The 22,929-nt window shown below is 58.6% G+C and carries 20 protein-coding genes and 1 pseudogene; 11 read left to right on the plus strand and 10 right to left on the minus strand.

The features are described from left to right. Positions 1-25 precede the first annotated feature (25 nt). Positions 26-1,189, minus strand: a complete 1,164-nt coding sequence (locus tag LT974_RS08405) for a 2-methylaconitate cis-trans isomerase PrpF family protein (RefSeq protein ID WP_232587227.1) — start codon at positions 1,187-1,189, stop codon at positions 26-28. Then, positions 1,189-2,598 carry an FAD-dependent tricarballylate dehydrogenase TcuA gene (tcuA, locus tag LT974_RS08410; protein WP_232587228.1) on the minus strand — a complete coding sequence of 470 codons (1,410 nt, stop codon included), beginning with the start codon at positions 2,596-2,598 and terminating at the stop codon, positions 1,189-1,191. The genes LT974_RS08405 and tcuA overlap by 1 nt, the downstream gene beginning before the upstream one ends. Positions 2,599-3,186: 588 nt before the next feature. Here tcuA and LT974_RS08415 point away from each other — a divergent pair. The 7 genes from LT974_RS08415 (at position 3,187) to icd (ending at position 10,952) form a co-directional block, all read left to right on the plus strand. After that, positions 3,187-4,164, plus strand: coding sequence for an aminopeptidase (locus LT974_RS08415; protein WP_232587229.1), 978 nt, complete (start codon positions 3,187-3,189; stop codon positions 4,162-4,164). 125 nt (positions 4,165-4,289) lie between these two features. Then, positions 4,290-5,324 (plus strand): Bug family tripartite tricarboxylate transporter substrate binding protein, encoded by a 1,035-nt coding sequence (locus LT974_RS08420; RefSeq protein WP_232587230.1) that lies wholly within the window; start codon positions 4,290-4,292, stop codon positions 5,322-5,324. A gap of 109 nt (positions 5,325-5,433) precedes the next feature. Next, complete coding sequence (locus LT974_RS08425) at positions 5,434-6,024, plus strand: tripartite tricarboxylate transporter TctB family protein (protein ID WP_232587231.1); 591 nt, start codon at positions 5,434-5,436, stop codon at positions 6,022-6,024. Next, positions 6,012-7,505, plus strand: a complete 1,494-nt coding sequence (locus tag LT974_RS08430; protein ID WP_232587232.1) for a tripartite tricarboxylate transporter permease — start codon at positions 6,012-6,014, stop codon at positions 7,503-7,505. Before LT974_RS08425 ends, LT974_RS08430 begins: the two co-directional genes overlap by 13 nt. Before the next feature lie 53 nt (positions 7,506-7,558). Beyond that, the gene (locus LT974_RS08435; RefSeq protein WP_232587233.1) at positions 7,559-9,007 is read left to right on the plus strand and encodes an SLC13 family permease; all 1,449 of its coding nucleotides are present in this window, start codon (positions 7,559-7,561) and stop codon (positions 9,005-9,007) included. A 44-nt stretch (positions 9,008-9,051) separates the two neighbouring features. Continuing rightward, positions 9,052-9,480, plus strand: coding sequence for a universal stress protein (locus tag LT974_RS08440; protein WP_269785364.1), 429 nt, complete (start codon positions 9,052-9,054; stop codon positions 9,478-9,480). A gap of 212 nt (positions 9,481-9,692) precedes the next feature. Then, entirely contained in the window at positions 9,693-10,952 is a 1,260-nt protein-coding gene (gene icd, locus LT974_RS08445; RefSeq protein WP_232587235.1) for an isocitrate dehydrogenase (NADP(+)), read from the plus strand. A 130-nt stretch (positions 10,953-11,082) separates the two neighbouring features. On the opposite strand, the gene LT974_RS08450 is transcribed toward icd, so the two are convergent. Continuing rightward, positions 11,083-11,880, minus strand: a complete 798-nt coding sequence (locus LT974_RS08450; protein ID WP_232587236.1) for an SDR family oxidoreductase — start codon at positions 11,878-11,880, stop codon at positions 11,083-11,085. Between the two features lie 92 nt (positions 11,881-11,972). On the opposite strand from LT974_RS08450, the gene LT974_RS08455 reads away from it, so the two are divergent. Beyond that, positions 11,973-13,043 carry a hydroxyacid dehydrogenase gene (locus LT974_RS08455; RefSeq protein ID WP_232587237.1) on the plus strand — a complete coding sequence of 357 codons (1,071 nt, stop codon included), beginning with the start codon at positions 11,973-11,975 and terminating at the stop codon, positions 13,041-13,043. Between the two features lie 11 nt (positions 13,044-13,054). On the opposite strand, the gene LT974_RS08460 is transcribed toward LT974_RS08455, so the two are convergent. The 3 genes from LT974_RS08460 to LT974_RS08470 all read right to left on the minus strand — a co-directional run bounded on the left by LT974_RS08460 (position 13,055) and on the right by LT974_RS08470 (position 16,448). Then, positions 13,055-14,488: an MmgE/PrpD family protein gene (locus LT974_RS08460; protein ID WP_232587238.1), complete on the minus strand. Its 1,434-nt coding sequence runs from the start codon at positions 14,486-14,488 to the stop codon at positions 13,055-13,057. Between the two features lie 157 nt (positions 14,489-14,645). Then, positions 14,646-15,830, minus strand: a complete 1,185-nt coding sequence (locus LT974_RS08465; RefSeq protein WP_232587239.1) for an MFS transporter — start codon at positions 15,828-15,830, stop codon at positions 14,646-14,648. A 156-nt stretch (positions 15,831-15,986) separates the two neighbouring features. Beyond that, positions 15,987-16,448, minus strand: coding sequence for a phosphoenolpyruvate carboxykinase (ATP) (locus LT974_RS08470; RefSeq protein WP_232587240.1), 462 nt, complete (start codon positions 16,446-16,448; stop codon positions 15,987-15,989). Between the two features lie 433 nt (positions 16,449-16,881). Here LT974_RS08470 and LT974_RS08475 point away from each other — a divergent pair. After that, positions 16,882-17,553: pseudogene (locus tag LT974_RS08475) on the plus strand (IS6 family transposase). 256 nt (positions 17,554-17,809) lie between these two features. Here the strand turns inward: LT974_RS08475 and LT974_RS17750 are convergent. Next, positions 17,810-17,932 carry a hypothetical protein gene (locus tag LT974_RS17750; protein WP_269785365.1) on the minus strand — a complete coding sequence of 41 codons (123 nt, stop codon included), beginning with the start codon at positions 17,930-17,932 and terminating at the stop codon, positions 17,810-17,812. Positions 17,933-18,134: 202 nt separating this feature from the next. Continuing rightward, a complete protein-coding gene (locus LT974_RS08480) occupies positions 18,135-19,292 on the minus strand; it encodes an aminotransferase class I/II-fold pyridoxal phosphate-dependent enzyme (protein WP_232587241.1) in 1,158 nt (385 codons plus the stop codon). A gap of 187 nt (positions 19,293-19,479) precedes the next feature. Between LT974_RS08480 and LT974_RS08485 the strand changes: the two genes are divergently transcribed. After that, entirely contained in the window at positions 19,480-20,502 is a 1,023-nt protein-coding gene (locus tag LT974_RS08485; protein WP_232587242.1) for an NADP-dependent oxidoreductase, read from the plus strand. A 24-nt stretch (positions 20,503-20,526) separates the two neighbouring features. Here the strand turns inward: LT974_RS08485 and LT974_RS08490 are convergent, their stop codons facing one another. Then, positions 20,527-21,672 carry a pyridoxal phosphate-dependent aminotransferase gene (locus LT974_RS08490; RefSeq protein ID WP_232587243.1) on the minus strand — a complete coding sequence of 382 codons (1,146 nt, stop codon included), beginning with the start codon at positions 21,670-21,672 and terminating at the stop codon, positions 20,527-20,529. Then, positions 21,669-22,157 carry an Lrp/AsnC family transcriptional regulator gene (locus tag LT974_RS08495; RefSeq protein WP_232587244.1) on the minus strand — a complete coding sequence of 163 codons (489 nt, stop codon included), beginning with the start codon at positions 22,155-22,157 and terminating at the stop codon, positions 21,669-21,671. Before LT974_RS08495 ends, LT974_RS08490 begins: the two co-directional genes overlap by 4 nt. A 238-nt stretch (positions 22,158-22,395) precedes the next feature. Between LT974_RS08495 and LT974_RS08500 the strand changes: the two genes are divergently transcribed. Next, positions 22,396-22,869 (plus strand): redoxin domain-containing protein, encoded by a 474-nt coding sequence (locus LT974_RS08500; protein ID WP_232587245.1) that lies wholly within the window; start codon positions 22,396-22,398, stop codon positions 22,867-22,869. Positions 22,870-22,929: the final 60 nt, after the last annotated feature.

Raw genomic sequence — 22,929 nt, forward strand, 5'->3', positions numbered from 1 at the left:
TACTGATAAATGAGGCGTGGCTACTCTAGAGCGTGTAGTAGCCAGTTCCATCCATCAGACGACGCTGTGTCCGATAAACCGTGACAGCAGAGACATACTCTTCGTCTGGATCTACATCCGCTGTTGCGGACATCGTCCCCTTGGGATGGCCGAGTGTCACAGTATCTCCATCCAATTCAGCAACTTCATTTGGAATCGTTCCTGGCAGAAGGGCAGCTGCAGACGTACACGAGACACCGGTAACCGCATAGACCGGATGAAGCTTTTGCATACTCATGTACCGTGCAACAAGATTCACTTCGTTTGCGGAAACATCGCCTCCCTCAGGCGTCGTATAATCTGTTGGCGGTGCAACAAAGACAAGCTTCGGGTAACCTGGTGATTCGACAGACGCCTGGTCAGGGTCATCAACAAGCCCAAGTTCCGCACAGACAGTACCGCGGATACGCTCAAGACGTTCGAGGAGTTCCGGGTTGCTATCAATCTCTTCTCTTCCTTCAGTTGCCGTTAGACCGAGATCAGATGCCCGAACGAATGCAATTGGTGTTGTAACGTCGAGTACCGTCATTTCGACGAGCTCACCATCAACTTCTATCTCGGTAGTTGGCCCACCTAATGGATAGAGTTCACCTGTTACGGATCCCGCTGGATCACGGAACGTTGTGTCGACACGCGCTCCCGTTCCCGGGACACCATGAATTTTGAAGTCGCCCTTGGTCGCGGATTTCTCTCCGTGGAGAGGGACACGTTGATCGATGACCGAATCGGTATTAGTGTTATAGAGACGAAGATCGACTGAATCAGCACCCGTGGGTATATCTACCATTTCCTCGTCGACGGCAAATGAGCCGATTGCACACGTGAGATTTCCACAGTTACCACCGTAGTCAATAACGGGTTCGTCGATGGCCACCTGACCGAACGTGTATGAAATGTCAACGTCATCCGGGATATCGGCTGTCTCAACCTCATCAGGGACTGACTCCTGATCTGGCGTACCGATAATCATGAGCTTCGATGTCGTGGACGTCGCACCGCCAAGACCATCGATTTGGCGATCATCAGGACTACCGAATAATGATAGAATCGCCGCATCAGTATCTTCTTCGGGGACTTCCGAACGAGGGAGAAATACGCCCTTACTCGTCCCACCACGGACGATAGCGCATCGAAGCGTCTGCTGGTCCATTATTTCTCCCCCAGATATTCGTTAGTGTGTTCAGCCGCCAACTTCCCGTACACTGCGGCATTCTGGAGGCCAGTCCCACCGGGGTAATTCTCGTAGAACAAGCCACCGGTTGTGTTGCCTGCAACATATAGGCCAGGGATGGGACGGCCGACCGTATCAATAGCACGTCCGTTGGTATCGGTTTCGATGCCACCGAAGCCAAACGTGATACCGCCAGTGACGCTGTAGCCATAGTACGGCGGTTCGTCGATCGGAAGAGCCCAATTCGACTTGTTGAGATCAAGCCCTTCCGTACTATTCCCATCAAGGCTATCAGGATCGAACTCACCCGGGTCACAGGCTTTATTGAACTCTGTGACCGTCTCTTCTCCTTGTTCGGGATTTTCACAGCCTAGTTTATTGAGGAGTTCCTCGACGCTGTCAGCCTCTGCTCGCTCACCCGGGCCGGTGGCACGCATGAGATCCTTCAACGGTTCGTCCACGACGATGTATGCTGTATGCCCGGGTTGTTCAAAGATAATACGTCCGAGTTTTGCGTACGTATGCGCGCGAGCGTCCTCCCCCTCGTCGAAGAACCGTTCGCCGTTATTGTTAATCAGGAGTCCGTATTGATACCCGTCGACACGGTTTGCACCACCTTCGACATCAGGTGATTCACTATCAATAAGTGCCATGTGTGCACCGCCCCACTGGCCAACGGGATTACCGCCCGCATCCTCGACCATTTCGATGGCTTCACCAGTATTATATCGACTACCACGGACCTTCATCGCGTCGTAGTCACTACCATAATACTTCGTACGCTTCTCCGGGCTGGATTCGTAGCCGCCAGCACCAACGATAACGGCATCAGCCTGGTATTCAACAGGACCGTCATCAGTCCGGGCCCGCACACCGGAAACTTGACCATCGTCGTCGAAGATGAGTTCGCGGGCCTCGTTCTTGTAATAGAACGTTGCGCCGTCCTCCTCGGCAGCCTCAACGAGATCAGCAACGAGTTCCTCCCCTTCGAAGAATGTCCGGGCAACAGTGTATCCGACGTTCAGGGGTTCCATATCCCACGAGACGCCACGCTCGGTGAGCCACTCAACGGTTTGACCTGCATTATCTACGAGCGTGCGTACGAGGTCGGGGTCAGCCCGCCCCTCCGTCTGCTTCATGATGTCGTCATAAAACTCATCCGCAGTGTAGTCCGAAATTGCGAATTCGTAACCGTATTCCTCCAGATCAGCATCTGCGGATGGAACACGGAACGACTCGCTGAATCGTGTGTGGCCACCACGACGCTCTTTCGGGGATTTCTCCAATACCCCGACATCGAACCCTAATTGCGCAGCACGGTTTGATGCAGAGAGACCAGCCATTCCACAACCCACGACAATTACATCGTGATTGTTGATGATTCGCATTGCTCAATTGTACCAGACTAACTTGGTGCACATATTTGTTTCGTAGCTCACTCAAGCTTGCGGGAACCTAACCTGTCGAAGTGTGCCTGTAATAAAGAGGAAGGGAATGATCCGCACGCTCAGGCGTTTCCGTAAATGTTGTACGATGCGCGAATACGCGTGTCCAACATATCGGGCTCGTGGCTGATCGGGACGTGAACTCCGCTGCGAACGTACTCAAGCGTGATCAGAACAACTATGAGTAGTTCACTCCGAAGCAGCGCCTGCGTCGACTGCGATCGCTACGTCCGTCACCGAAGGACGTCCTTCGCTGTGGTGGAAGCAAGTTGCGTCGTTGAGTCAGGAAGCCGCACCCTTAACGAACCCATAGTGAGTCGGGTGCCGTAGTTTACAGTGGTACTAGCGAAGCCCCCTGGCTTTAGCTGTGGGTAGCTGGCGTGCGGTATCGGGTGAAGTGGCGATTTCCGTGGTTGTAGACCTGCAACTGTTTGGGGGTTGCGTGAACGTGGAGGAGGGCATCAATAATGATGGTGAATCTTGGCACGGTAAGTAATGTATAAATGTATGTGACGATTCGACGAATACGATATGGACTCTGTTCAAGAGATGAAGGGTGCCAGTATCGTTGTGGAAACCTGTGCTGCCGTTGAACCTGGCGAGGATGTACTCGTCGTTACGGACTGGAAGGTTGCGGACGTGGCTGAGCGTGTCGCCGCCGCTGCTAATGAACGTGACGCGAACGTCACAATGACGATGATGGACCCACGGGAGTATGACGGTAATGAGCCGGAGGAAACTGTTGCCGCTGCAATGATGGAAGCAGACGTCATCATCACGCCGGTCCACCGGTCAATTACACACTCCAGTGCCGTCGCCGCTGCGAAAGACGAGGGTGCTCGCGTCGTTAGCATGGTGAAGTTCACCGGTGAACAGCTCGTCCGTGGTGGACTGTATGCTGACTACGAAGGAATGCGTCCGTATTGTGAAGAGATGGCGGAAAAGTTTTCTGAGGCCAGTGAAGCTCGAATTACCTCCCCCCAGGGAACAGACGTCACTGTCGGTCTTGAAGGTCGAGACGGAAATGCGCACCCTGGCATCGCTGATGAGCCCGGTGAATTCACCGCACTCGTTCATATTGAGGCAAATATCGCGCCAGTTGAGGGTACGACAAACGGGACGGTCGTGTTCGACGGCGCAATCCCGAACCTCGATATTGGCGTCTTAGAGTCTCCGGTAGAAATGGAAATCGAGGATGGATCGGTCACTTCGGTTGAAGGTGGAGCCGAAGCACAGCGTATCGCTGATGTTTGGGAAGAACATGATGACCCGGCAGTTTACAACATCGCGCAACTTGCAGTCGGCATGAATCCTGAGTGCCCTGAATTCAACGGATGGTTCTCGAATGATCATGGCCGGTATGGAAACGTTCATTTCGGAATCGGAACGAGCAGCAACCTCGGTGGGACGACTCGTGCCCCCGTTCACTTCGACGCGATGATGGCTGAACCTACACTTGAACTTGATGGTGAAGTCGTCCTTGATGACGGCGAATTCACGTTTTTCTAGGGCCCTTATTGCCTTCCCCCCGCATTTTCTTTCCTCCAACAGCTATAAATAGTACCTTGTTTCGGGCTGAAACATCATCCACATTCCATAACATTCATAGTTAATCACTGTCAGGGTGCAGTTGCATGCCAAGTGAAGGCAATAGGCACTCGGTAGATCGGCGATCGTTCCTTAAATACTCCGGAGCAGCATCGGTAGCTGCTCTGTCCGGCCTAGCCGGCTGTTCTGGCGGGGGCGACTCTGGGGATGACTCCTATCCATCTGGTGACCTCCGATATATCGTCCCGTTCTCGGAAGGTGGGGGTACGGACACCTACGCCCGTCAGATCATCCCTGAGATGGGTAACGAACTCGGCGTTAATATCGCAATCGAGAACCTTCCCGGGGCAGCGTCCCTTCGTGGCACCGGCCAGCTCTACAACTCCGACTCGGACGGCAGTACGTTCGGCGGATTCAATCCGCCATCAACGCCAGTCTCTGCGATGGTCAACCCACCAGAGTTCGACCTCCAAGATCTGGTTGGTGTTGGCGCGTACGCACGTACACCCTTCGTCATCGTCTCGAACCCCAAATACGAAATTGAGAACATGAATGACCTGCTCAGCCGCTACCAGAGCGGGGAACTCACCACCTTCGGCGGGAAAGAGCGAGGTGGCGTGGACCACGTTCTCGCTCTCTTGATGAAGGGGAACTCCGAGTACAACCTTTCCTTTGAGCAGTACGTCGGATATGCAGGGTCTGGGCCTGCAGTGCAGGCAGTTATCTCCGATGAAATCCCGGCATCGATTAGTACGGACACCGCCGCCGCAGCCGCTGCTTCTGACAACAGTGTCAACACTGTTGCGTGTCTTTCCAGCGAGGGTACCAGTGTCTTCCCGGACCTCCAGTCCGTCACTGACGAGGGCCTCCCGAACATCGACTACCTTGGTCAACTTCGTCGGGGAATGTTCCTGCCTCCCGAGACGCCAGATAATGTTGTTGAGACGCTCAGTGGCGCGCTCGAGACGGCTCTCCAGACCGACCGCGTTCAAGAGTGGTCCGAAAACACCGGGAACGTTATCGAGTACGGCCCGCCTGAGGCGGCTGAGAACGCTGTTGCGAACGCCTTCGAAAAAGTCCCGAAAAACGTCGATCTTGAGGCCATCCGAAACTCCAACTAAACCCAGGTCCTCCCCCTACTAGGAACGCCCTCGTAGGTACTGGGGGAAGCATAATGTTTAGTACGTAGTTTCATAAAATACACTTACACCCGATGTATTGGTGTCCATAATGACCGTACAAGAATTGTATCAGCACCTCGTCGAAGACGTTATAGATCCTGAAAAGGCACTGCTAACCGTAATGACAATCATGTCAGGATACATGCTCTGGGGAACTACGCAGTTCGACATTACTAGCGCCGCTCGATTCCCCAGACTTACCGCATCAGTGGTTTTTATTGGGTCAATCCTTCTCCTGGCCCGAGAATACCTCCCGGACCCAATTGAGCAAGCAATTGTTAGCGAGGGAGCAGCGTTCGAAGCAGACGAAGAGTTCACCGAGCGCAAAGAAGAAATGGAGGAGGAAATTGCCGCTGAAGCCGAAGGCGGGGTCTCTGCGGTCGACAGGCCCATACATGACTCGATGTTCACAGCGCTCGCGGTCATCGGCTATGCGCTAATGGGCTACGCAATTGGGCTCCTCTGGGCTACACCGCTGTTCGTTATCACCTACGCGCGTTGGTTCCGTATTGACCCACTTCGGACAGTTGTCTTGGCAGTAATCGGTTTCGCCATCGCGTACAGCTTCATGGTCGTCCTCAACGTGCCAATAGATGCTGGTAAAGTCGTCCTTACCGGAGGTGCACCATGGCTGCCATAGTCGGTCCACTTACAGAGGCTGCTTCCACGCTCCTCTCGTGGCCAACGCCGCTCTGGGTAGTCGTGGGGCTTATCCTCGGCATGATCGCCGGGGCCCTCCCTGGTGTCGGTTCCTCACTTGGGATGGCGATTGTCCTCCCTCTCACGCTCCCACTTAGTCCAATAAGTGCTCTCGTCCTTCTCGTGAGTATGTACAGCGGGGCGATGTACGGCGGCAGTATCGCTGCCATTCTCGTGAATGTTCCGGGGACAGGTGCTGCAGCCGCAACAACGTTCGACGGTTATCCGATGTCGAAGGATGGACGGGCAGTAGAGGCTCTAACAATCTCTGCGACGTCCTCCGCACTCGGTGGGTTCCTTACTGTACTCACGCTTATTGCAATTTCACCGATCCTCATCGAGGCCGTCCTCTTGTTTGGGACGCCCGAGTATTTCTTGATGGCTGTCCTGGGCCTCTCGATGATCGGCGTTGTTGCTCGCGGGTCGGTCATCAAGGCAATTGTTGCTGGCGCATTCGGCATGCTGCTGACTACAATCGGTATTGCACCGAATTCTCCTGAGCTCCGATACACGTTCGGCTCCCTGTCACTATATGACGGGATCGACTTCATCGCAGCACTTATCGGTATGTTCGCAATCGCCGAGATGATCAAACTATCCGCCCAACGGGGCGGTATTGCCGAGACTGGCATCGAGCTTGGCGGGAACGTTCTTGACGGCGTTCGAACGGTGCTCAGTCGTCCGGTTACGATGATTAAGTCCAGCTTTATCGGGATGTTTATTGGTGCCGTCCCTGGTTCGGGTGCTACCGTCTCGAACTTCATCTCGTACGGTGAAGCCATGCGGAGTTCCGATAATCCGGATGACTTCGGCAGCGGTGAACCGGACGGCGTGATTGCCGCGGAAGCTTCCAACAACGGGACAGTCGGTGGCTCTCTCATCCCGACAATCTCATTCGGAATCCCTGGAAGCGGCTCGACTGCGGTTCTCCTGGGTGGCCTACTGATGCACGGTCTGCGTCCCGGTCCGCAGCTGTTCGAAGCTGAGCTTGCGACGACCTACACCTTCATGCTCGCACTTCTGGTTGGAAACCTCTTCATCCTGTTCGTGGGTGTAACTCTCGTCACTCGTCTCGGCGTACTCACGCAGATTGACACGCACTACATCGTCCCGACTGTCATCGTGCTGTCGATGATTGGTGGATACACCCTCCGTACGAATTGGATGGACGTCGCGACGGTTGTCGGTCTCGGCGTATTTGGCTACCTCATGGTCAAGTACAACTACTCAGTTATCGCATTTGTTCTCGGGGTTGTACTCGGGCCAATCGCAGAAGAGAATCTCATCCGGTCACTGCAGCTATCCGGTGGCTCCTATTCGATCTTCGTGACGAAGCCACTTTCGTTGCTCATCGTGGCCGCGATTCTCGTCATCCTGTTCGGGCCGGTTGTCAAGCCACGCCTAGAACGGCTAATATCTTAACACCCCGTCATAGTCCTCCACGTAATTTTCATCGGAACATACAACGAACATTCATGGAAAATAGCACTAACGGTAGCGACGGAGAACGCCTCGATGCTCTTATCCAGATTAGTGGAGTGGCAACTGCCATCGCAGTTATTCTCTGGAGCCACTTCACACAGCCGCCGATGGGACTCACTCCCGAAATGCAAAGTGTTCTCGCAGTCTTCGCATTTTCACTCGTTCTCTGGCTCAGTAAGGCGGTCCCTTACGTTGTCTCGGCAGTTGTTTCGGTCGTTCTCTTAGTTGCGTTAGGTGGTGTTGAGAGTTTTCAAGCGGCGACGATCGGGTTCGCTTCTTCACTCGTCTTTTTCCTCTTGTTGTTGTTACTCCTCGGGCAGGCTATCGCTAAGGTGGAACTCGACGCGTGGTTTGCGGCCCGCCTTCTCTCAGCGGGAACGCGGTCTTCGCGTCCGATTCGATCTCTGTCCAGGCACATGCTTGCCCTCTCGTTCGTTATGCCGTCGGCTGTCGCTCGTGCAGTCACGTTCATCCCAGTTGTTCGACAGATAACGGATTCCTACGGACTTGGACACGACAGTGACTTCGAACGAACGTCGTTCCTCGTTCTTGGGCACATAAATCCAATCGCGTCAATGTCACTTATGACTGGGGGCGGGATGGCGATCATCACGTCCGAACTCATCCAAAGCGAGATTCGACCAATTACGTGGGTCGAATGGGCGGTTTTGATGATTCCACCAGTTGTGATTCTATACAGCCTGGCTGCGTTTACTGCTGAGCGGTTTTATGGCGCCCAGTCTGAACTCGACTTAGCTATCGACGAGGCGGACGACGAACTGCTGCTTTCCGACGACTCGGAGGCAGCCGCGGACTTCGAATTCACTCGAGACCAGGCTATTGTTGGAGCGGTAATGGTTGCTTCCGTCGGGCTGTGGGTCGTTGGTTCGTTTATCGGGGTGCCAACGATAGTTCCAGCGGCACTCGCGGTCGGATTCCTATCGCTTCCTGGGATTGACATCATTACAGCCGAGGATATAACCGAAGTGAGTTGGGGGATCCTCTTCGTCATCGGGACGATGTTTTCCATCCTCGATGCGATGGAAACTTCCGGAACTCTCACCTACATCGTGGATTCGATAACCGCTATCATCCCATTTGCGTCCCTTACTCACTGGCAAATAATCGCAGTCCTTCTCGCGCTCGCTGTCTTCATCCGGATATTCTTCTCAACCGCATCAGCAGCTATCATCGTCGTTCTTCCGATCATTCTACAGTTCGGCGAATCACTCGGTGTAAACCAGCTCTATCTCGCATTTTCAGTGCTATTGATTGTTGGCTCGACAACAATACTCCCGTTCAACACAACGTCAGTTCTACTCTCATTCGACCGCGGCCCCCTCTCAAACAGTGACGTTGCCGCGTTTGGACTGGTGACGATGGTTTATGCTGTCTTCGTCATCATCTTCGCGTGGACCGTTTACTGGCCTCTGTTTATCTGATTTGGGCCATATACTTATTATCTCATGGCCCATCGTACTGAACGATGCCAGTTATTGTAGCTGTTGACAGAGATCAATCTGTGACAGAACTCGTCACGGAGGGCGCAAAGTTAGCTAATGCTTTCGACGAAGAACTGGAGGTTGTTCACGTGATGAAACGCGAAACATTCCGTGAGCTCGAAGAGGAGAGCGTCGAAGAGACCGGGAAAACCGTGAGTTTGGACAACGTTCGTGCCATGGCGCGCGAAATTTCCTCGGACGCCATCGAGGACGCAGATGTCGATGGAACCGCAGTCGGCCTCGTTGGCAAACCTGCGGATGAAATAGTGAAGTACGCTACAAAACACGACGCGTCCTACCTGGTAGTCGGTGGACGAAAGCGATCTGCCGTCGGGAAGGCAATCTTCGGGAGTGTTACGCAATCGATACTGCTTGACGCCGAAAGTCCGGTCGTTGCAGTCATGGGTGACTAATCACCCCTCTGTTCAATCTGTGCAAGCGGTAATCCCTTGATTTATCGCCGCCGTATCCCGCTGCAATCCCGCTCGTAGAACGTTGGTTTCTCAGTGAAGATGGAAAAAATACGATGGTTGATGCTTCTATTCGTGTTACTGTCCGATAGTCCCGGAACGGTTTACCTGAAAGGCTGCTATTTTACTGCGTTCGCCGTGACGTTGATACGATTATGAGCTACGAGAACGTCGACATCCCCGAGAGCGGGGAGAAGATTACCTACGACGAGGACGCCGACGAAATCCAGGTTCCGGACACCCCGATCATCCCCATCATCTTCGGGGACGGCATCGGGAACGACGTCGCCCCCGCCGCACAGAACGTACTCGACGCCGCCGCCGAAGCGACCGGCCGCAACATCGAGTGGGCGCGCGTCCTCGCCGGCGAATCCGCACGCGAGGAGTACGACGAGAACCTCCCCGAAGAGACCGTCGAGGCCATCCGCGACCACCGCGTCGCCATCAAGGGCCCGCTGACGACCCCCGTCGGTGCCGGCTTCCGCAGCCTCAACGTCGCGCTCCGCAAGAAACTCGACCTCTACGCGAACGTCCGCCCCACCTACTACCTCGACGGCGTCCCCTCCCCCGTCAAGAACCCCGAGGCGATGGACATGGTGAACTTCCGGGAGAACACCGAGGACGTCTACGCCGGCATCGAATGGGAGGCCGGCACCGACGACGTCGAGGCGGCCCGCGACTTCGTCGAGGACGAGATGGGTGTTGATGATGTGATTCACGACGGCCCGGTTGGAATCGGCATCAAGCCCATCTCGGAGTTCGGCACGAAGCGCCTCGTTCGCCGCGCCATCGAGTACGCCATCGAAAACGACCGTGACTCGGTGACGCTCATCCACAAGGGCAACATCATGAAGTTCACCGAGGGCGCGTTCCGCGACTGGGGCTACGAGGTCGCCGCCGAGGACTTCCCCGAGGAAACCATCGACGAGGACACCCTCTGGGAGGAGTACGACGGCGACGCCCCCGAGGACACGGTCGTCGTCAAGGACCGCATCGCGGACAACATGCTCCAGCAGCTCCTGACGCGCACGGACAACTACGACGTCCTCGCGATGCCGAACCTCAACGGCGACTACCTCAGCGACGCCGCGGGCGCCCAGATCGGCGGCCTCGGCATCGCGCCCGGCGCGAACTTCGGCGACGGCCGCGTGCTCGCCGAACCCGTCCACGGCTCCGCGCCCAAGCACGCCGGCAAGGACAAGGCGAACCCGACCGCGCTGATTCTCTCCGGCAAACTCATGCTTGAGTCCATCGGCTGGGACGACGCCGCCGACCTCGTCCACGAAGCCGTCGAGAACCAGATTAGCGAGCACCGCGTCACCTACGACCTCGAACGCCAGGTCGAAGGCGGCGTCAAGCTCTCCACCTCCGAGTACGCCCAGGAAGTCGTCGAACGCATCAAAGCTCTCGCCTAAGACGAGGTCTTCGAACCCTCGGCTCGCACCGAGGACGTCGAGGATGACACAGTGGTAACAGCGCGGAAACCCACTCCTTTAGCGGTAGGAGGAAGCGCGTATGCTCGGTGACTAACGCTGCTCAAGTGGCTTAGAAAGCATGGCGATGCCAGCCGCCGTCAATTGGAATTACTGCACCGGTGAGGTAGTCTGCGGCGGGTGATGCCACGTACACTGCTGTTCGGGCGAACTCCTCGGGCTGTCCGAGTTCGTCAAGTGCCAGTTCGTCAGTCCGGCGTTCCAACGCTTGTGTCTCCGTAATCCCTTCACGTTCGGCGAGTGCTTCGATTTTCTCCTCAATACGATTGGACGTCACGCCACGAGGAGCAACACAGTTGACTCGGATGCCATCGTCTCCGTATTCTTCAGCGAGGACCTTCGAGAGGCCGTATATGCCGGGGCGGAAGACGTTCCCGATGACACCGCTGGCGGACGGTTCGAGCGCAGATGCCGCGACGAGATTCGTGATCGTCCCTTCTGCTTTTTGGAGTTCTGGAAGGCACTCTTCACACGCGATGATCGTGCTGCGGAGGACGCTCTGATAGCCATTATCGAACTCTTCGATTGAAAGGTCAGGAAAGCGCGACGTTTGGGGTCCACCGTGATTCGTGACCAGAATATCAAGGCCGCCAAGTTGATCGATTGCTTCGCGTGAGGCGGTTCGAATCCCGTCCTCGTCATCAAGATCACAGACGACGTAATCGATGGCGTCTGCTTCACAACCCGTCTCTTGTCGAATCTCCTTGACAGCAGTTGTAAGTCGGTCCGTATTTCGTGAGGCGATGATAACGGAAGCGCCATCGCGTACGAGTTCTGTCGCAACTGCCTTCCCGAGACCCTGACTTGCTGCTAGGACAAATGCACGCTTCTCGGAGAGACCTAAGTCCATACACAGCGTAGAATCCGTGTGTTCAAAAGGCTATGTGGATCTTCGGCCAGATCTCACATGCACACCGACTGTGCAGGTGAGTGTTCTACCATTTGGACATCGGGATCGTCGTCGTTCACGCTAGGCGAGATATCGTGACGGAATACGTAGAATCGCCGGAAAGAGTTCCTATATATGCCTCTCCGAAGACGGTTCTGATCATGACACGACAGTGGAATGTGTTGCTCCCGCCGACAATCGATCCAACCGGTCCGGATTCCCTTTCCGACATCGCGGACTCCAAAAGCCGCGCGGAATACGAGGACGAAGATGCGCTCCTCGCAGAGATCAATCAGTACGATGCAATCATCACTCGGACGCAGCCAGTGACTGCTGAACTGATCGCAGCTTCAGACCGTCTTAAAGTGATAACGAAACACGGTGCAGGCGTCGACAACATCGACATTGAGGCTGCGACTGAACACGGTGTCATCGTGTCGAACACTCCCGGTGAGAATACGACATCGGTTGCGGAACACGCAGTGATGTTGTTGCTCGCGGCGAAGCGGAAGGTCGTTCGGGCAGACCGCGCAACCAGGAATGCCGACTGGCGACGGCAGGACTTTCGCGGTCACCAGCTAAGCGACCGCACTCTGGGGTTATTCGGTGCGGGGAACGCTGGTCAGCGAGTGGCCGAATTCCTTTCCGGGTTCGATGTGTCGTGCGTGGCATACGATCCATACGTGGACCCTGAAGTCCTCCCGGAGAACGTCTCGCTCGTCGAGACCACGCCTGAGCTATTCGAGTGTGTCGATGACGTGAGCGTCCACACCCCACTTACCGACGAGACACATCATGCCGTCGGCAAGGAACAGCTTGAATCCCTGCCGGAAGACGCCGTCGTCGTGAACACAGCACGTGGTGGTGTCATCGACGAAGAAGCGCTCGCAGTTGTGCTTCGAGAAGGAACAATTGCAGGCGCAGGAATTGACGTATTCGAGTCTGAGCCACCCAATCCTGATAATCCACTCCTCGATTGTGAGACAGCGATTTTCACCCAACACACTGCAGGTGTGGCGGTCGAAGCCCTCGAAAACGTGAGCCAGGCGGTTGCAGCAAACGTACGGACAGTTTATGAGGGTGGGGTTCCAGAGACCGTGCTGAATCCCGAAGCTCTCGAGTGAACTACCCCACCCTACCGCTCGCCTGACGGCTCGCGCTTGAGGCTGGGGCTTCCTGATACAATACTGTCAATTAGTTCCGTGATGTCCTCGACCTCCTCGAGACGGTCGAGCACGTCTGCTGATTCATCGGCCCGGTCAGCCGAAAGCAAGCGAGTCGCACAGCGATGATACTTGCGCTTGAGTTCGGCGCTACTCATGGGGTTCTCTGCAGAACCTTTCGGGCAAGCGACTCTCGCAGATTCTTCGATACCGTCGCCCAGCGTGACCGTTACCCGCGCACCCCATTCGTCCTCGGCAAACTCCCCGGCGCGTTCCTGAACAGTAACGCCGCTCAAACAAGCCCGTCGCTGGTCGTCCTCAACAGCATCCATGGCGAAGTCGTCGAACCAAATGTCGCCATCCTGAAGGGCTGCGATGACACAGTATTGGACGCTGAATTTGGCGTCAAGCTGTGTTTGTGGATCTGGCCGATTCGTATGGCCGAGACGCCGTGGATGTTCTTCGATTTCGATAGATGCGATATCTTGGACGCTAACATTATCATTCAAGTTTTTGCGAACTTCGAGCGCGGCGTCAATCGCCCCATGTGTACTCCCACAGCATGGATAGGGCTTGAAACCGACCCGTGGGGTGACGATCTTCCAAGGATCGCCAAGTGTCTCGAAATGATCCGCGAACTCGTACTCGGAGGTTCCCCGGAATAGATCGCAGAACCCACCAAATTCGGCCTCGAGAGCGTCAGGGTTCGACGTGAATCCTTCAGCAGCGAGGCGTGCCGCCTCAATCGCTGAGGATGCGGCACGGCCGACGTGGTAGGATTTCGTCATCGTTCCGAAGTTCGCCTTGATACCACTTGCTTGGGATGATGCGATGCCGACTGTCTGTTGGAGGGTTTCGCTATCGTGGTCGTATAGAGCGCTAACAGCGACCGCAGCACCAACCGTTCCGAGGATTGCAGTCGGATGCCAACCGCGCTCGTAGTGGCCGGGATTGAGCACGTCTGCGAGCGAGATTTCGGCCTCAGTTCCGAGTACGAACGCTCGGAGAAACTCCTTTCCGGACGCGTTCAGGTATTCTGCAGTCGGCAGTAACGCGCTGAGTACCGGTGATGATGGATGTCCTCCCATATCTGGATGAACGTCATCAAAGTCGAGGGCGTGTGCAAGGATGCCGTCAAGCAGTCCAACGTCGCCGAGCGTTCCTTCGATCGATGTTCCGGGTACTCGAGCAACGCCGTGTTCTGATTCAGGTTCCCTGACCTTCGCCGCTCGTGCGCGTTCGAAGGGCTCGGTCTCCGTCGCAGCGAGCGAGACGCCGATGGCGTCGCGAATCATCAGCTTCGCGTGTGCGACAACGTCATCTGGGATGTCGTCGTACTCGGTATCCGCGACAAACTCACAGAGCTGTTCGGTCGGTCCGGACGTCCGTTGGACAGACGATTCCATGCGAACAAACGACGAATTTCGCTGTGATAAGGGTCACTATTTCCCGGATTGTGTATTGGCCCGGGTATTTTCGCACATTTTCTAGAGGAACCTGGAGGTTCCGCGACGACTAAGTTCGGTAGGAATGATACAAACTCCGTAAAAACGGAACTGAATCTCAGTGATTTCCGCCGGGATCTGTGACGAGTAACCAGACCGCGATGAGGGTAGCAACAGTGTTGGCAGCTACAAGGAGACCGAACGCCGCCCGAAAGTCTGCATACTCGGAGACGTACCCGACGACTGCGGGGGCGACAGCACCTGCTCCCATCAGAACTGTCCGTGCGACGCCGAGCCCACCACCCGCCAGTGAGTCTGGAATCAAGTTGACGAGATGGATGCCGCGGATGGGACGGAATCCATGGCTCCCGAGCCCGATCACGACGACAGCGGCGCCGAGCACGAACGGTGAGCTACCGACGAGCAAGCCGAACAAGCCGATTGTCGCGAGCGCAAGCGTGCCGACGACGACTGCGAGCAGGCTGAACCGATCGCTCAACTCGCCGGTGATTAGCTGGACGAGACTTACTGCGAACAGCACGCTGTACAGCAGGCTCGCGGTAGCACTACTGAGGCCCGCAGCACTAGTGAGGTATAGGGGAAGGAACGCAGTAAGGCCGTTATATGCGAAGGAGAACCCAACCGTGACGAGGAGGAATGCGTCAAATCGATAGTCACCGAGGAGGCCGCGATAGTCGTCGAGGGATGGATTGTCACCTACTGTCGTCTGCCCAGTCGAGACAACGTCGGGCGTTCGCATCCAGAATACACTCGCGAGAACGACCGCAACAACGCCGCTACCAAAGAAGAGTGTGCGCCATCCGGATCCGCTCATAACTGCAACGACGACGGCGGGGGCGACGACGCCGCCAAAAGCGCCGAATGTATCGTGGACGCCCAGTGCGCGGCCGCGGCGTTCCGGGTAGAGTGTCGAGAGCAAATCAACTGCAACAGTCTTGTGGACACCCGTACCGAAGCCCATGAGCATCATGCCGCCGATGAGTACGGCTAGCGGGACCGGCATCGCTAGTGTCAGTGATGCGACTCCCGTGACGATGACACCGGACGTAACGACGCGTGCTGTCCCAAAACGGTCAGCAACGACACCAGCGGGGAACTGCAACAGCGCGTACACTAACATCATAGCAGTGAACGCACCACCGAGCACGCTATTCGAGACGCCGTAGAGAACCTGAAACTGGGGGAACAGCGGTGGGAACGCGTAGCGTAGAAACTTTGCGAGAAACCAGATGCTTGACGTTAGAAGCAACACGTCGGGGCCGGTATCGTTCCGACCTCTCATTATGTACGTTCGCTGCTTGCGTAGCTAAAATAGTTCCCTCTACCGCAAGATGCTCTCGCTGCGCTGCAGGTCGCAGAACCCAGCACGAGGCCGCGGACTGCTTCCACGTCTTCGGCGTACCCCACTGTCCAAGCCAAAATTGGAATGTCGCGGATATCAGTAGGTGGCGTCGACGATGTCGTCGTCGAGGTCGTCGAACTGATCGAGGTAGGTCAGGCGTTCTTCGCGGAGCGCGGCGTCGAAGTCGTCGACGCGATCGGGGACGCTGAACTGCTCGGCGTCGATGCCCGGCACGTTGCTGGGCACAGTGAGGCCGAGTTCGTCGTCGTGTTGCCAGTCGATGCTGTCGCGGGCGACGCCTTCGAGGATGGCGACGGTTTCCTCGACGCCGACGGCGGCGGGGTTGTCGGTGCCGACAGCGCCCGTGTTGATGACGTAACACTCGACGTCGAGCTCGGCGATGAGGTCGCGGAAGCGATTGCCCTCCTCGCCTTGGCAGTGTTCAGATAAGCAGACGAAAGTAGGAGAGATGCCGTTGCGTTTTGAACGCCCTCGGTGGTCTCGACCGTCGGGAGACTCGCAGTGCTCGTCTCCCGTGGTCTCGTTCGTTGCACTCACGACACTCCCGCGGCTCGCTGTCGCCGACGGGCTATGCCCGCCGGCTGCCTGAGGGAGCTTGCTCCCTCTCTGTCGCCGAAAGAGCGCACAGCGCTCTTTCGAGAGCAGGCGAACGCGAAGCGTTCGCCGCCCTCGCGAATTGCGACGAGAGACGCTCCGCGTCTCTCGGACCACGCGCGTTCGCTCCCGGTGGTCGCTCACGTGCTTACTTCGTCCTCAGAACGCTGCGCGTTCTGATGGGTGGTTCGAGAGGACGAAGTCCTCTCGTCATCCCGAGAGACGCCGATGGCGTCTCTCGGTCGACTGCGGAAGACGCGTCGCGTCTTCCGAACGCCGGGGTTCGTCGAGTGGGCGGTCGGCGCAGCCGACCGCCGCAAAACGTGGCGGCTTCGCCGCCACGCGCGCCTCGCCCTTTCAATCCGCCGGAAATCGGCTGGTTCGCCGGCTGAAGCTGTGTTCAGACCAATCCTTATCTGAACACCACCGTGAGCGGACAGCAACGCCCGTCAGGGCGTTCGCCGTCCGCCTTCACGCGACCGGTTGTTCGCTCAGGGAGACAACAACAATTTTAGCTGAATTAGGTGTGGAACGCTCTCACCAAGCAGTTTGGCAGTGGGTACATCGGCTGTCTGATAGCGTTCCCGACCCGCCTGAGGCGCAGCCGAAGCGGGTCGCGGTTGACGAGACCGCTGTCAAAATTAACGGTGAGTGGTCTTGTCTATATGCTGCAATAGATCTCGACTCAAAGTTGATTCTTGACGTCGCGTTGTTTGGGCGGCATGGTACTGATCCAGCGGCTGCGTTCCTGTCTGGACTAGCGAAGAAACACGATCTCTCAGACACCACGTTTCTCGTCGATCAGTTCGGCTATCGGACTGCCCTTAAACGATTAGGACTGAACGGTCGGGTTGACTACACCGACCGAAACCTCATCGAAAAATGGTTTCACACACTGAAAATGTGGCTCGACCGTTTCCATATCTCGTGGGTGAGCAGTCGGCGGAGCGTTCGCTAGTGTCTTGCGTTATTTGCACATTACTACAACCGCCTCAGACCGCATCAATCGCTTGGTGATCGAACGCCAGCTGACGAGGTCCTAAACTAGACAGTGCCACCGAACGCTCGCCCTCCGAACGCCGAACTGAACTCGACCGCCGTCTCGGAGCGATACTGGCGTCCACGGACGCGAGTAGCCTGTCGCTGGCGCGGTCGACCGTACTGGAATACCCCGACCGGTGGTTTGGCAACTCGCTGCGCTTTCCTACAACACAGACGCAGACACACCCGACTCGGATGCAGTCCTGCCCGCAGCGACGGCCGTCGAATTGCTCCGTGGATACTGCCGCCTGCGGACCGACCTCCTAACCGACCGCAGCGAGGACGTGGCGGTCGTCGGCGCGACGCTCGCGGACGCAGACGGCTCCCACCACGAGCAGTTCGCGGACTTTGGCCGTGGATACAGCGCCGCACGCTACGTCCAGCACGTCCTCAACTCGTCCGGAACGGTATTCGCTTATCCCCCTCGACATCGACGAGCAGGAACTCCGTCGGTACGGTGCACAACGGTTGGGAGACGCAGAGAGCGAACTCGACTGGCTCGCGTCGATCACCGATGTGTCGTCGCTACGGGCGTTCGTTGCGGAGCGGACACCGAACGCAATTCGGTGTTGAGCGGCGCCGAGCGGACTACCGATTGTCGGCGACGAACGTCTCGAAGCGGTCCAGGCCTTCTTCGAGGTTCTCGAGGCTGTTGGCGAACGAGAGCCGGAGCTTGCCCGCGCCACCCGGGCCGAAGCCGCTGCCGGGCGTGAGGACGACGCCGTAGTCGTCACAGAGCTCTTTGGCGATTTCGAAGTCGTCGCCGAGCTCGGAGACGTCGATGAACGCGTAGAACGCGCCGTCGGGCGTAGGCGCGGTGACGCCGTCGATGTCGGCGATGCGGTCGGCGACGTAGTTGCGGCGTTCGAGGAACGCGTCGTACATCTCCTCGATCGGTTCTTGGTTGCCGGTGAGCGCTTCCCTGGCTGCCGCCTGCCCGACGCTGGACGGCGAAGCGGTCGTCGCCTCGTGAATCTTCGTCGTCTCCGAAATCAGGCCTTCGGGGCCAGCGAGCCAGCCGACGCGCCACCCGGTCATCGCGTACTGCTTGGAGACGGAGTCGACGACGAGCACGTTGTCCGTCTCCGCGTCGGCAGCGAGACTGCACGTCGGGCCGTCGTACGTCAGTCCCATGTAGACTTCGTCGGAGACGACCCACGCGTCGTGTTCGGCGGCAGCCTCGACGACCGCCAGCGCAGCGTCGCGGTCGAACACCTGGCTGGTCGGGTTCGCCGGCGAATTCAGCACGACCGCCGCGGTGTCCTCGGTGATGGCGTCGCGGACGACGTCCACGTCGAGCGCATATCCCGCTTCCTCGTCGAGCGGGACGTTGACCGGCGTCGCATCCGCCAGCTTCGCCTGCGCCTCGTAATTCGGGTAGACTGGCGACGGGATGACGACCTCCTCGCCGTCCTCCGCGGTCGCGAGCAGCGCCAGGTGCAGCGCCTCCATCCCGCCGACCGTCGCCATGATTTCGGACTCGGGGTCGAAGCTCACGCCGCGCTCGCGCTCGAATCTCTCCGCGACGGCCTCACGGAGTTTCAGCGTCCCCGCGTTCGGCGTGTAGTGCGTCTCGCCGCGCCGGGCTGCCTCGGCGGCCGCTTCGACGATGTGCTCGGGCGTGTCGAAGTCCGGCTCGCCAACTTCCAGTCGGACGAGGTCGCCGTCGTGTTGCTCCGCGCGGTCGAACATCATGCGGATGCGCGAGCGTTCGACGCCCCGCACCCGCTCCGTGACGTCGGGCATGCTCGCACCGACACCACCCGACGGCTTACGGCTGGTGGTTGCGGCGACCTGTGACCGACGGAGACTCCGTGACGGCGGAGGCGGTGAATTCGTGTGCCCTGCGTGCGACGAGCCCGGAGCGAATCGCTGCACCGGAACGCCCTGCTGGAAGCGCAACCATCCTCCGGGGCGAGCGAGAAGACGGGGTATGCGTGATTCGAACCGCGAGTGGGTGTTCGCCGAACGCCCCGAGGGCGAGCCGGACATGGACAGCTTCGAACTCCGCGAGCGCGACGTGCCGAATCCGAAGCACGGCGAACTGCTCGTGCGCGTCCACTACCTCTCCGTGGACCCCTACATGCGAGGCCGGATGCGTGACGCCGAATCGTACGCCGAGCCGTGGATCGTCGGCGACCCGATGGAGGGCGCTGTCGTCGGCGAAGTCGTCGAGAGCGAGAGCGACGCGTACGAGACCGGCGACCTCGTAACGGGCAACGGGACGTGGGCGGACTACAGCGTCCTCGACGCCGACAGCGTCGCCCCCGTCGACCCCTCGGTTGCGGATCTGCCGGCGTATCTGGGCGTCCTCGGGATGCCCGGCCGGACTGCCTACTTCGGACTGCTGGAAGTCGGCGAGCCCAAGCCCGGCGACACGGTCGTCGTCTCCGGAGCGGCGGGCGCGGTCGGCTCCGTCGTCGGTCAAATCGCGAAGCTCAACGGCTGTCGCGTCGTCGGGTTCGCGGGGACCGACGAGAAGGTCGCGTGGCTCACCGACGACCTCGGCTTCGACGCCGCAATCAACTACAAGGACGTCGACGACTACCGCGGTGCGCTCGACGACGCCGCACCCGGAGGTGTGGACGTCTACTTCGACAACGTCGGCGGCCCGATTACCGACGCCGTGTTCACGAAGCTGAACCTCGACGCACGCGTCGCCGTCTGCGGGCAGATTGCCCACTACAACGACGAGGACGTGCCGACCGGCCCGCGGAAGCTCCCACAGCTCATCGCGCCCCGCGCGAAGGTGCAGGGGCTGCTCGTCGGGGACTACGCCACGCGATTCGGTGAGGCCAGCGAGCAACTCGGCGAGTGGGTCGCGTCTGGCGACATCGCCCACCGGGAGACCGTCGTCGACGGCCTCGAAAACGCGCCCGACGCGTTCCTCGGCCTGTTCTCCGGGGACAACGTCGGCAAGCAAGTCGTCGGCGTCGCCGACTCGGAATCCGAGTAGCGCGGCACGCGGCCCGCGTCCCGATTAATCGATGAATTCTTCGATGCGCGCGAGCGCTTCCTTGAGGTCGCCCAGTCCCGTCGCGTACGTGACGCGCAGATGCCCTTCGCCGCCCGTGCCGAAGACGTCGCCCGGGACGACCGCGACGCCCTGTTCCTCGATGAGCGCTTCGGCGAACTCGCCGCTGTCGTCCCACGGGCACTCGGGGAAGACGTAGAACGCGCCCGACGCGGAGAAGCAGTCGATGCCCATCTCCTCGAAGCGCGAGAGCACGAAGTTGCGGCGGCGGTCGTACTGCTCGCGCATCTCCACGACCTCGTCCTCGCAGTTGCGCAGCGCCTCGATGGCGGCGTGCTGGGCGGTCGTGGGCGCGGACAGCATCGTGTACTGGTGGATGCGGTTCATCGACTCGATGGCTTCCGGCGGCGCGAGCGCGTAGCCCAGCCGCAGCCCAGTCATCGCGTACGCCTTCGAGAAGCCGTTGAACACGACCGTGCGCTCGCGCATCCCGGGCAGCGTCGCGATGGACGTGTGGTCGTGCTCGTAGGACAGCGCGGCGTAGATTTCGTCGGCGAACACGCGCAGGTCGTGCTCGCGAACGAATTCGGCAACCGGTTCGAGTTCCTCACGGGTCATCGTTGCGCCGGTTGGATTGTTCGGGTAGCACAGCACCAGCGTGTCCGCGTCGGCGGCACCCGACGCTTCGAGCACGTCGCGCGTGAGCTTGAATTCGTCCTCGCGGCGCGTCGGTACGTCGAGGACGTCAGCGCCTGCAAGCCGGGCCGCCGGCACGTAGGAGAGATACGACGGCTGCGCGACCGCGACCGTGTCGCCGGGGTCGTGGAACGCACGGAACGCGAGGTCGACGGCTTCGCTCGCGCCGGCGGTGACCAGCACCTCCTCGTCGGCGTCGTAGTCGAGGTCGTAGTTGTCGTCGACGTGCTCGACGATTTCCTCGCGGAGTTCGCGCAGCCCGCGGTTCGGCGTGTACGAGGTCTGCCCGCGCTCCAGCGACGTGATGGCGGCGTCGCGGGCCGCCCACGGCGGCGCGAAGTCGGGTTCGCCGACGCCCAGCGAGATGATGTCGTCCTGTTCCTCGGCGAGTTCGAAGTACCGCCGGATGCCGCTGGGCGGGACGGTTTCGAGGCGTTCGGACTCCTCGAAGCTCATGGCGAGACTGAGAGCCGGTCGTCGTCGTCGCCGTCCTCGAATTCCACGCCACCCTCCTTGTACGTCTCCATGATGTAGTGGGTGACCGTCTGCGTGATCTCGGGGACGGGCGCGACCTGCTCGCTGATGAAATTCGACACCTCGCTCATCGAGTCGCCCTCGACGTCCATCGCGAAGTCGTAATCACCACTGACCAACCGCAATCCCTCCACTTCGGGGAACTTCGCGAGGCGCTCGGCGATGTCGTCGTAGCCCGTCTCGCGGTCGAGCGTGACGTTCAACTCGACGGACGCACGCACGCGCTCGGGCTCGATTTGGTTCCGGTCGACGATGGCGCGATAGCCGCGCACGACGCCGTCGCTCTCTAACTCCCGGATGGTCGCTTCGACCTCCTCGACGTCGAGGCCGGTCTGCCGGGCCAGGTCTTCGGTAGAGTAGCGCGCGTTCTCGCGCAACAACGGGAGTATCTTCTCGCGATTGCTCATAGATACCTTCCACGGCATCACGACAAAAGGATTTCTCACCCTCGGCAGATACTGACACGCCGCCGGTTCGGAGGGCGGCCAACGAGGCAGGTGACGGAATCGACGACTACCCGGCGACTACAATAGGCACCTATTTTACCTAAGTCAACTATTGAATAGTGGGGCCCCTACCATCGTGAGCGCCTGCCCGGCAGTGTTCGAACCTAACTTATTGTGTGAGGGCGACGTATCGAGTGACATGGTATCTACTGGCGACTCCGCACCGCAGTTCGAAGCGACGTTCGGAACGAGCGATCACGAGGACTTCGCGCTCGAAGACCAGCTCGGTGACGGCCCGGTCGTGTTGGCGTTCTTCCCGGGCGCGTTCACGCCGCCGTGCACGAACGAGATGGTCGCGCTGCAGGACCGCCTCGACGACTTCGAGGACGCGGGCGCGACCGTCTTCGGCGTGAGCGCGGACTCGCCGTTCTCGCAGGGCGCGTTCCGCGAGGAGCACGGCATCGAGTTCGACCTCGTTAGCGACATGGCCGGCGACGCGATTCGCGCGTACGACCTCGAAATGGACATCCCCGACCTCGGACTCTACGGCATCGCCAACCGCGCGGTGTTCGTGCTTGATGACGAGGGCGATGTGGTGTACTCGTGGGTCGCAGACGACCCCACCAACGAACCCGACTACGAAGCAATCATCGACGCGGTCGAATCGGCATAACAGTCCACGTATCGACAAAATTCTTTCAGTAGCGGTTTCACATCGTCGCTTCGTCGGAGG

This window comes from Halobacterium noricense (assembly GCF_021233435.1).
GTDB lineage: Archaea > Halobacteriota > Halobacteria > Halobacteriales > Halobacteriaceae > Halobacterium > Halobacterium noricense.

Bases quoted from the DNA above. Each gene is read 5' to 3' on its own strand.
- LT974_RS08435 (WP_232587233.1), top strand. From the start codon at position 7,559: ATGGAAAATAGCACTAACGGTAGCGACGGAGAACGCCTCGATGCTCTT.
- LT974_RS08480 (WP_232587241.1), bottom strand. From the start codon at position 19,292: ATGCCCGACGTCACGGAGCGGGTGCGGGGCGTCGAACGCTCGCGCATC.
- LT974_RS08440 (WP_269785364.1), top strand. From the start codon at position 9,052: ATGCCAGTTATTGTAGCTGTTGACAGAGATCAATCTGTGACAGAACTC.
- icd (WP_232587235.1), top strand. From the start codon at position 9,693: ATGAGCTACGAGAACGTCGACATCCCCGAGAGCGGGGAGAAGATTACC.
- LT974_RS08415 (WP_232587229.1), top strand. From the start codon at position 3,187: ATGGACTCTGTTCAAGAGATGAAGGGTGCCAGTATCGTTGTGGAAACC.
- LT974_RS08405 (WP_232587227.1), bottom strand. From the start codon at position 1,189: ATGGACCAGCAGACGCTTCGATGCGCTATCGTCCGTGGTGGGACGAGT.
- LT974_RS08430 (WP_232587232.1), top strand. From the start codon at position 6,012: ATGGCTGCCATAGTCGGTCCACTTACAGAGGCTGCTTCCACGCTCCTC.
- LT974_RS08425 (WP_232587231.1), top strand. From the start codon at position 5,434: ATGACCGTACAAGAATTGTATCAGCACCTCGTCGAAGACGTTATAGAT.
- LT974_RS08420 (WP_232587230.1), top strand. From the start codon at position 4,290: ATGCCAAGTGAAGGCAATAGGCACTCGGTAGATCGGCGATCGTTCCTT.
- LT974_RS08495 (WP_232587244.1), bottom strand. From the start codon at position 22,157: ATGAGCAATCGCGAGAAGATACTCCCGTTGTTGCGCGAGAACGCGCGC.
- tcuA (WP_232587228.1), bottom strand. From the start codon at position 2,598: ATGCGAATCATCAACAATCACGATGTAATTGTCGTGGGTTGTGGAATG.
- LT974_RS08450 (WP_232587236.1), bottom strand. From the start codon at position 11,880: ATGGACTTAGGTCTCTCCGAGAAGCGTGCATTTGTCCTAGCAGCAAGT.
- LT974_RS08500 (WP_232587245.1), top strand. From the start codon at position 22,396: ATGGTATCTACTGGCGACTCCGCACCGCAGTTCGAAGCGACGTTCGGA.
- LT974_RS08485 (WP_232587242.1), top strand. From the start codon at position 19,480: ATGCGTGATTCGAACCGCGAGTGGGTGTTCGCCGAACGCCCCGAGGGC.
- LT974_RS08490 (WP_232587243.1), bottom strand. From the start codon at position 21,672: ATGAGCTTCGAGGAGTCCGAACGCCTCGAAACCGTCCCGCCCAGCGGC.
- LT974_RS08465 (WP_232587239.1), bottom strand. From the start codon at position 15,830: ATGAGAGGTCGGAACGATACCGGCCCCGACGTGTTGCTTCTAACGTCA.
- LT974_RS08460 (WP_232587238.1), bottom strand. From the start codon at position 14,488: ATGGAATCGTCTGTCCAACGGACGTCCGGACCGACCGAACAGCTCTGT.